The organism is Streptomyces sp. SID14436 (assembly GCF_010548465.1).
GTDB lineage: Bacteria > Actinomycetota > Actinomycetes > Streptomycetales > Streptomycetaceae > Streptomyces.
In genome coordinates this window covers 1-8,606 of sequence record NZ_JAAGMD010000004.1, presented here as the reverse complement: position 1 = coordinate 8,606, position 8,606 = coordinate 1, and the positions used below count along the sequence as shown (strand labels likewise).

The 8,606-nt window shown below is 73.7% G+C and carries 9 protein-coding genes and 2 pseudogenes; 6 read left to right on the top strand and 5 right to left on the bottom strand.

Annotation, left to right across the window (positions count from 1 at the left end):
• Positions 1–336 (top strand): annotated as a pseudogene (locus G3I53_RS00315) (saccharopine dehydrogenase); the annotation flags it as partial.
• A gap of 43 nt (positions 337–379) precedes the next feature.
• Here G3I53_RS00315 and G3I53_RS00310 read toward each other — a convergent pair.
• The 3 genes from G3I53_RS00310 to G3I53_RS00300 all read right to left on the bottom strand — a co-directional run bounded on the left by G3I53_RS00310 (position 380) and on the right by G3I53_RS00300 (position 2,341).
• Positions 380–1,108, bottom strand: coding sequence for a thioredoxin domain-containing protein (locus G3I53_RS00310; RefSeq protein ID WP_343240528.1), 729 nt, complete (start codon positions 1,106–1,108; stop codon positions 380–382).
• A gap of 110 nt (positions 1,109–1,218) precedes the next feature.
• Complete coding sequence (locus G3I53_RS00305; RefSeq protein ID WP_164336242.1) at positions 1,219–1,920, bottom strand: endonuclease V; 702 nt, start codon at positions 1,918–1,920, stop codon at positions 1,219–1,221.
• 97 nt (positions 1,921–2,017) lie between these two features.
• A complete protein-coding gene (locus tag G3I53_RS00300; protein ID WP_164336244.1) occupies positions 2,018–2,341 on the bottom strand; it encodes a plasmid stabilization protein in 324 nt (107 codons plus the stop codon).
• Positions 2,342–2,604: 263 nt separating this feature from the next.
• On the opposite strand from G3I53_RS00300, the gene G3I53_RS00295 reads away from it, so the two are divergent.
• Positions 2,605–3,021: an SsgA family sporulation/cell division regulator gene (locus G3I53_RS00295; protein ID WP_164336246.1), complete on the top strand. Its 417-nt coding sequence runs from the start codon at positions 2,605–2,607 to the stop codon at positions 3,019–3,021.
• Positions 3,022–3,121: 100 nt separating this feature from the next.
• On the opposite strand, the gene G3I53_RS00290 is transcribed toward G3I53_RS00295, so the two are convergent.
• Positions 3,122–3,796 (bottom strand): GPP34 family phosphoprotein, encoded by a 675-nt coding sequence (locus G3I53_RS00290; protein WP_164437908.1) that lies wholly within the window; start codon positions 3,794–3,796, stop codon positions 3,122–3,124.
• A gap of 326 nt (positions 3,797–4,122) precedes the next feature.
• Here G3I53_RS00290 and G3I53_RS00285 point away from each other — a divergent pair, with 326 nt between their 5' ends.
• From G3I53_RS00285 to G3I53_RS00270, 4 genes and pseudogenes are all read left to right on the top strand, one after another.
• Complete coding sequence (locus tag G3I53_RS00285; protein WP_164337562.1) at positions 4,123–5,748, top strand: ATP-binding cassette domain-containing protein; 1,626 nt, start codon at positions 4,123–4,125, stop codon at positions 5,746–5,748.
• A gap of 6 nt (positions 5,749–5,754) precedes the next feature.
• Positions 5,755–5,982, top strand: a pseudogene (locus G3I53_RS00280) (hypothetical protein); the annotation flags it as partial.
• Positions 5,983–6,186: 204 nt separating this feature from the next.
• The gene (ddaH, locus tag G3I53_RS00275; protein WP_164337561.1) at positions 6,187–6,963 is read left to right on the top strand and encodes a dimethylargininase; all 777 of its coding nucleotides are present in this window, start codon (positions 6,187–6,189) and stop codon (positions 6,961–6,963) included.
• A gap of 229 nt (positions 6,964–7,192) precedes the next feature.
• Positions 7,193–8,167: an acyl-ACP desaturase gene (locus tag G3I53_RS00270; protein WP_164337560.1), complete on the top strand. Its 975-nt coding sequence runs from the start codon at positions 7,193–7,195 to the stop codon at positions 8,165–8,167.
• 16 nt (positions 8,168–8,183) lie between these two features.
• On the opposite strand, the gene G3I53_RS00265 is transcribed toward G3I53_RS00270, so the two are convergent.
• Positions 8,184–8,429, bottom strand: coding sequence for a WhiB family transcriptional regulator (locus G3I53_RS00265; protein WP_164337559.1), 246 nt, complete (start codon positions 8,427–8,429; stop codon positions 8,184–8,186).
• Positions 8,430–8,606: the final 177 nt, after the last annotated feature.

Below are 8,606 nucleotides of genomic sequence, written 5' to 3'. Positions count from 1 at the left end.
CTGGCCGCGGCGGCCCAGGTGGGCCCGGTGCGGCGGCTGCTGTCCGGCCGGCTGAAGCCGGGCGACGGGCCGAGCGCGCAGAAGCGGGCCCGCAGCTGGTTCACCGTCCGCTTCGTGGGCGAGGGCGGCGGGCAGCGGGTCTACACCGAGGTCTCGGGCGGCGACCCGGGCTACGACGAGACGGCGAAGATGCTCGCCGAGGGCGCGCTCTGCCTGGCCCTCGACGACCTGCCGCCCTCCTCGGGGCAGGTCACGACGGCGGTGGCCATGGGCGACGCGCTGATCGAGCGCCTGGACGCGGCGGGCATCCGCTTCCGCGTCGCCGCCACGCGCTGAACGGGCCGGGGCGGGCGGCACCGGCCCGCCCCCGCGCGGGAGGTCAGAGCGCGCTGTCCTGCCAGCCCTCCGGGTCCCTGCCGATCTGCCGCAGCAGCTCGCCGAAGGCCTCTTCGTCGTACAGGACACCGCGCAGGGTCTCGGAGACCCGCTTGTCGTCGATGAAGGCCGTCGGGGTGCCCGGGCCGTTGGGCTCGTGTGCTCCCCCGGCCCGTTCGTAGGCCCGTTCCGACGCGGTGACGAAGGAGCGGTGCTTCATGGACGTGACCGCGGCGTCGAACGCGGGACCGCGCAGGCCCGGCACCTTCTCCGCCAGTTCCAGCAGGCGGGCGTCGGTGTACTCCTCGGCGCCCTCCTCCGGCTGCTCGGCGTAGAGCACCGCGTGGTACTCCATGAACCGGCTCTCGTCGAGCGCGGCCCGCAGCGCGTTGACCGCCTTCTTCGAGCCGTCGCCGCCGTGGCTGTCGTCGAGGAAGGAGGCGAAGACGTACTCGGCCCGCACCCGGCGTTCCAGGACCGCCTCGTTCAGGGCGGGGCCCCCGCCGGCCACCTCGAACTCCCGGCAGCCCGGACAGCGCGGGTCCTCGTAGACGCGGACGACCGTCGGCGCGCCGGGGTCGCCGACCTGGATGGTGGTGCCGTCGCCGCCGAGCTTCTCCGGCACCTGCCCGGCGCTCGCGTACGGCTTGTCCGAGCCCTGCTGCGAACCCGTGGAACGGTCCGGCCGTTCACCGCAGCCCGCCAGCACCAGCACCGCGGCGGCGCATGCCACAGCCGCCCGCATTCCCCCACGCACCATGCGTCGTCCCCTCCCCGGTAGCACCGTGACCCTAGGTCCTCCCGTCCGGCCGCCGCGCACCGGGGTCGTCGCCGGCCGGAGCGCTACGTCCCGGAGGACTCGCGTGCTCCGGCCAGCGCCCGCCGGCACAGGGCGTCGGCCCGGCGGGTGGTCTCCGGGAGGCGGTGGGCGGGGGTCAGCGCGAGGGTGTGGGCGCAGGCGTGGTCGAGGTCCACGCGGTGGCCGACCGAGACGTAGACCGGTTTGACGCCGTCCCGCGTGCGCAGGGCGCGGCCGACCTCCTCGGAGCCGTCGAGCAGCGGGGCCGAGCTGCCCCGTGCGGTGCCCGGGGCGCTGTGGGTGAAGGTGAAGGGGTTCTTCGCGACGCCGATGGTGGGCAGCCCCGTGAGCACGCCGAGGTGGCTGGCGAGGCCGAAACGGCGGGGGTGGGCCAGCCCGTAGCCGTCGCAGACGACGAGGCCGGGCGGGCCCGGCAGGGCGTCGAGGGCGGCGAGGACCGCGGGGATCTCGCGGAAGGCCAGCAGGCCGGGGACGTACGGGAAGGAGACCCGGCCGACGGCCGTGGCCTCGGCGACGACGCCGAGGGTGCCGGCGTCCAGCACGACGGCCGCCGCCGCGACCATGTCGCGGGCGTCGTCGTAGGCCACGTCGACCCCGGTGACCCGGCCGGTGCCGGGCGGCGGGCCCGGCTCGTCGCGCACCACCCGCGCGCGCAGGCGGTCCTGGACCGCGCGCGCCTCGTCCTCGGTCGTGGGCCAGTGGGGCGGGAGGTGAACCGTCGTCATGGTGGGCGTCAGCCTAGAGGGTGGCCGCCGGACACCCCCGGGGAGGCCGCCGCCCCCGGCCGGGGTGCCGGATGCGTCCGGCGCCCCGGCCCGCGGCTCACTTGCCCAGGGCCCGCTGCAGCTGGCTCTTGTTCATGCTGGAGCGGCCGTCCACGTTGCGGCGCTTGGCCTCCTCGTACAGCTGGTCGTACGTGGGCCCCTGGGAACCCTTGCCGGACCGCCGGCCGCCGCGCTTGCCGGACGACATGTCCTGGGTCGAGGTGCGGCTGGCGGTCTTGGACTCGCCGGAGCGGGCGCGTTCCTTGTTCACGGTCCGCGCGGCGATCTCCTTGGCGCGGCCGGTGCTCTCGCCCCGGTCCTTCGCGCTCTCCTTGATGTGCTCGTACTGACGCTCCCGCTTGGGGCTGGAACCGCTTGGCATGTCCGCTCCCTCCGTGTCGTGTTCGGGCCACGGGTACCCCGCTCCGCCGGGATCAGAGCCCGGAGCGCGACTCGTGCCGCGGGCCCGTGCGGTCGCGCTCTCCGGGGCCCGCCGGGCGAGAGGCCCGTCACTCGGGTGCATGAAGGCGGTGACAGAGGTCACTCGCATCGGGTGTGCACGGATTGGCTGATTCCGTCGTCTCTTCCAGTAGCCGGCCCGATCCGCCCCGGAAGCCCGCCCAGCCGTCACGAGGGAGCAAGGCGTTGTCCACCGTCATCGAGCAACCCGTCGAGGCCCGTCTCGTCGCCGCCGCGCCGCGGATGCCGAACATTCCCGCCACGCTGCACTACGACCGGAGCGATCCGTTCGCCGTCCGGATGACCTTCCCGGCCCCCGCCACTCTGGAGGGCGTCGAGGTGTGCTGGACGTTCGCCCGTGAGCTGCTCGCCGCGGGACTCCAGGGCCCCGAGGGCCACGGGGACGTCCGGGTGCGGCCCTACGGGTACGACCGCACCGTGCTGGAGTTCCACGCCCCGGAGGGCACGGCCGTGGTGCACGTGCGCTCGGGTGAGGTGCGCCGGTTCCTGGAGGCCACGAGCGAACTCGTGCCGACCGGCCGGGAGTATCTGCAGCTCGACCTGGACCACGGGCTAGCGGAACTGATGCGCGACGCCTGCTGAGCGGCACCGCCCGGCGTGGCATGTCCGCGGGCGGAGCCCGGACGGCCGTCCGGGACGGCGGCGGGTCCGGGCGGCGGGACGCGCCGTCGTCCCGCGCGCGTCAGGCGCCGGGCGCGAGTGAGGGTACCGGGGCGGCCGGCACCGCCGTGCGCAGTCCGCGCACGATCTCCCGGAGCACCCGGGCTGCGGGCTGCGGGGCCGGGGCGGCCAGCAGTTCCTCCACGCGCCGCTCGTGTCCGGCCCGGTCGTTCCCGGGGCTCAGGGTGCGCAGTCCGGCCACGGCGCCCAGCAGGGCGACGTCGGCCTCGGTCCGCGGGGTTCCGGCCACCGGCCGGGTCCCGTCGAGGAGGTCCCGGGCCCCCTCCTGCACGGCGGCGGCGTGGGCGACGCCGTCCAGGGCGTACTCGACCGAGGGGAACACGCCGAGGACCCGGCGCCGCCGGGCGCGCAGCAGGCCTTCGGCGACCAGTTGCTCGCGCACCGCGTCGAAGGTGTGGCGGGCCCGAAGCGTGACCCAGGCGTGCCAGCGGTGCGGGCAGGACTCGCTGACCAGCTCCAGGAGCCCGTCGAGGACGGCGTCCCCGGTGCGGGAGTCCAGGTCGACGGGGGTGGCGATGCCGTCGTCGTCGGTCAGCAGGCCGCGCCGGGCGAGTTCGGTGAGGGCGCCGGCGCGGACCAGGGGCGGCAGGCGGGCGGGCTCGGCGACCACCCGCCGGTCGGTGTCCCAGGCCAGCAGGAACAGCCGGGCCGGCAGCGTGAGCGGGCCGTTGGGCACGGGGGCCTCCTCGGGGGGCGGATGGCGGGGGGAACGCACCGGGCGTAATTCCGTTGACGGCGGTCCGCGGCCGCTCCTAATGTGGGGAACGGATCTGTTGCCGTCGAGGGGAGAGGGACGTTGCTCGTCTGAGGTTCTGGGACACCGCGTCACACCCGTGCGGGTGTGCGCTGCGTGCGACCTCGGCATTCGAGCCGTCCCCGCGGAACAGGGTCTGCCTTCTGTGCCCTTCCTTCCTCCCCGGGTGTCCGGTGGTCCGGTCGTCGCCCCGCGGTGTCTCGATACGCGTGTGCCCCTGACCGGATCGAGCAACCGCGGAGACCCGTATGTCTTCTTCCCTCACTGTCACCTCGCTGTCCTTCACCTGGCCCGACGGCACGCCCGTCTTCGACGGTCTCGACGTCGCCTTCGGCCCCGGCCGCACCGGTCTCGTCGGCGTCAACGGGTCCGGCAAGTCCACCCTGTTGAGACTGATCGCCGGAGAGCTGACCCCGGCCGCCGGCACCGTCCGGATCGCCGGCGAGGTGGGCCATCTGCCGCAGAACGTCACCCTCGACACCGCGCTCCGGGTGGACGAGGCCCTCGGCATCGCCGCGCGACGGGCCGCGCTGCACGCGATCGAGGCCGGTGACACGGCCGAGGAGCACTTCGAGACCGTCGGCGACGACTGGGACGTGGAGGAGCGCGCCCTGGCGACCCTGGGTGAGCTGGGCCTGGGCCACATCGGCCTGGACCGCACGGTCGGCGAGGTCTCCGGCGGCGAGTCGGTGCTGCTGCGCCTGGCCGCGCTGCTGCTGCGCCGGCCGGACGTGCTGCTGCTCGACGAGCCCACGAACAACCTCGACCTGTACGCCCGCGCACGGCTGTACGAGGCCGTCCGGAACTGGTCCGGCGTCATGGTGCTGGTCAGCCACGACCGCGAACTGCTGGAACACGTCGACCAGATCGCCGATCTGCGGTCCGGCCGGATCAGCTGGTACGGCGGCAACCACTCCGCCTACCAGGAGGCCCTGGCCGTCGAGCAGGAGGCGGCCGAGCGGACGGTGCGCAACGCCGAGTCGGACGTGCGCAAGCAGAAACGCGAACTGGCCGACGCCCAGGTCAAACTGGCCCGCCGCAAGCGGTACGGGCAGAAGATGTGGGACTCCAAGCGCGAGCCGAAGATCGTCATGGGCGCCCGCAAGCGCGCGGCGCAGGAGTCGGCGGGCAAGCACCGGATCCTGCACGAGGGGCGGCTGGCCGAGGCCAGGGAGCGACTCGACGAGGCGGCGGAGGCGGTGCGGGACGACGACGAGATCCGCGTCGACCTGCCGTACACGGCGGTGCCGCCGGGACGCACCGTGCTGACCCTGCGGGACCTGGAGCTCGCCCACGGCTCCCGGGTGAAGGGGGAGGTGCAGCTGCGCGGCCCGGAGCGGGTGGCGCTGATCGGCCGCAACGGCGCGGGCAAGACGACGCTGCTGCGCACGGTCGCCGGGGAGCTGGAGCCGGTGGCGGGCGAGACGGTGGCGCACGTGCCCCTGCGGTTCCTGCCGCAGCGGCTCGACGTCCTCGACGACGGGCTGACGGTCGCGCAGAACGTGGCGCGCTTCGCGCCGGAGGCCACCGGCAACCGGATCCGGGCGCGGCTCGCCCGCTTCCTGTTCCGGGGCGGCCGGGCCGACCGGAAAGCGGCCACGCTGTCCGGCGGGGAGCGCTTCCGTGCCGCGCTGGCCGCGCTGATGCTGGCGGAGCCGGCGCCGCAGCTGCTGATGCTGGACGAGCCGACCAACAACCTGGACCTGGCCAGTGTCCGGCAGCTGACCACCGCGCTGGAGTCGTACGAGGGGGCGCTGATCGTGGCCAGTCACGACCTGCGCTTCCTGGAGTCGGCCGGCATCACGCGGTGGCTGCTCATGGAGGGAGGAGAACTGCGGGAAATCACACCGGACGCTGTCGGGTATTCCGCCTAGCGTCCGGACGGTCTCGTCGCCCTCCTGGACCGGCTGGTGGACCGGGGCAACTCCGTCGTCGTGGTGGAGCACAACCTCGCTGTCGTTGCGCGCGCCGACCGGGTCGTGGACCTCGGTCCGGACGCGGGCCGGGACGGCGGCCGGGTGGTCTTCGAGGGGACGCCCGCGCAACTCCTGCGTGCGAGCGGCTCGTTCACCGGGGACCATCTGCGGCGGGTCGTCCGGGGGAGCTGACGTACGGGCCGCCGGGGGCCCGGTGCGCGCGGGACCGGGCCCCGCGCATCGGGTTACCGGTGGTACATCTCATCACCGCCAGGGGTGGTCCTGTCCCGATTCGCCCTGCATGATGGTCCGCCGACGGCCGAGCCCCTCCGCGTCGTGCGCGGAGGTGTCCCCCGGCCCGCGGTCCCTGCCCCGTCCGATTCGAAAGGCCCGCTCGTGTCCAGCAAGAAGGCCCTCGTCCGCCGCCCCGGTCCCCGGCTCGCCGAAGGGCTGGTCACGCACATCGAACGGGAGGCCGTGGACACCGGCCTCGCGGTGGAGCAGTGGGAGGCGTACACCGAGGCGCTGCGCGCCCACGGCTGGGAGACGGTCGAGGTGGACCCGGCCGACGACTGCCCGGACGCCGTGTTCGTCGAGGACACCGTGGTGATGTACCGCAACGTGGCGCTGATCGCCCGCCCCGGTGCCGAGTCGCGGCGCGCGGAGACCCCCGGGATCGAGGAGGCCGTCGCCGGGCTGGGCTGCTCCGTGAACTGGGTCTGGGAGCCGGGCACCCTGGACGGCGGCGACGTGCTGAAGATCGGCGACACGGTGTACGTGGGCCGCGGCGGGCGGACGAACGCGGCCGGGGTGCAGCAGCTGCGGGCCGCCTTCGAGCCGCTGGGGGCGCGCGTGGTGGCCGTGCCGGTGAGCAGGGCGCTGCACCTGAAGTCGGCGGTCACCGCGCTGCCCGACGGCACGGTCGTGGGACACGTCCCGACCGTGGACACGCCCTCGCTGTTCCCCCGCTTCCTGCCGGTGCCGGAGCCGTCCGGGGCTCACGTCGTGCTGCTGGGCGGGGACCGGCTGCTGATGGCGGCGAGCGCCCCGAAGACCGCCGAACTGTACGCGGACCTCGGCTACGAGCCGGTCCTGGTGGACATCGGCGAGTTCGAGAAGCTGGAGGGCTGCGTGACGTGCCTGTCGGTCCGGCTGCGGGAGCTGTACGCCTGAGCGGGCCCCGCTGAAGGGGCCGCATGGCCCGCCCGGCCCGGGGAACCCGGCGCGGGGCCGCCGTGACGCCGGGGGACAGCGCGGAGGCCGCGGCCTGCTTCCGATCAGGGGGCTTTACGGCACTCTTAACCTACGGTTTCGTAACCTACGGATTCGTAGCCTACGATGCCGTAGGTTCCGGCACCGCTCGCCGGACCCGGTCCCTTCTCCCGTCCCCCATGGAGTTCCCGTGACGCTTACTTCTCCCCACCTCGCCAGTTCGACCGGCTGGACGGACGCTCGGCTGCTGTACGCCCTGGAGGAAGTGGTCGAGAAGGAACTCAACCGGCATCTGAAGGTCGCCAAGGACTGGATGCCGCACGAGTACGTCCCGTTCAGCGACGCCCGGAACTTCCCCGGCTTCTTCGAGGACGGTGAAGCCTGGGACAAGGAGCAGTCCAAGGTCACCGACGTCGGCCGCATCGCCCTGGTGGTGAACCTGCTGACCGAGGACAACCTCCCCAGCTACCACCACGAGATCGCCACCCTGTTCGGCCGGGACGGCGCCTGGGGCACCTGGGTGCACCGCTGGACGGCGGAGGAGGGCCGCCACGGCATCGTCATGCGCGACTACCTGCTCGCCTCCCGGGCGGTGGACCCGGACCAGTTGGAGCAGTTCCGCATGGCCCACATGAGCGAGGGCTTCGAGTCGGACAACCGGCACTCGATGCTGCACTCGGTCGCCTACGTGTCCTTCCAGGAACTGGCCACCCGCATCTCCCACCGCAACACCGGCCACCAGTCGGGGGACCCGGTCTGCGACCGCATGCTGGCGCGCATCGCGACCGACGAGAACCTCCACATGGTCTTCTACCGCAACCTGCTCGCGGCCGCCTTCGAGATCGCCCCCGACCTGACCATGATGGCGGTCCGGGACGTGGTCGTGAACTTCCGCATGCCCGGTCACGGCATCCCCGGCTTCGAGCGGGCCGCCGCCCAGATGGCGATCGGCGAGGTCTACAACCTGCGGATCCACCACGACGACGTCCTGCAGCCGGTGCTGCGCTTTTTGAAGGTCATGGAGATCGACGGCCTCGGCCCGGAGGGCCTGAAGGCCCAGGAGGAGCTGGGCCTGTTCATGAACGGCCTGGACGACGAGGCCCGCAAGTTCGACGAGAAGCTCGCCGCCCGCAAGGCCCGCATGGCGGCCCGCGCCGCCGGCTGACCACCGCCCGCAGCGGTCAGCGGGACGCGCGGCGCAGCGCCAGCCGTTCCTTCTCCGACAGCCCGCCCCACACCCCGAAGCGCATGTCGTGCGTCAGGGCGTACTCGAGGCAGGTGGCCCGGATGGGACACATCCCGCAGATCCGCTTGGCGTCGCGGACCGAGCTGCCGGGCTCGGGGAAGAAGAAGTCTCCCCCGGTCTGTGCGCAGAGCGCCTCCTCCTGCCAGGTGAGGTCGGGCGCCGGGAATGTTTCGGTGTGCATGGCCAGAAGCGTTCCGCACGGCGCGAAACGTCCGCTCAACGCGCGATCAACGCCCCCTGGACGCGGGGCACGCGTGCGGCCGGCCCCGGTGGCGTGACGCCGGCCGGGCCGTCGGGTGCGGGCCGTTCCGTCGCGGGCGCCGGACCGGAGACGGTCCGGCGGGTGCTGCCCGTCGGA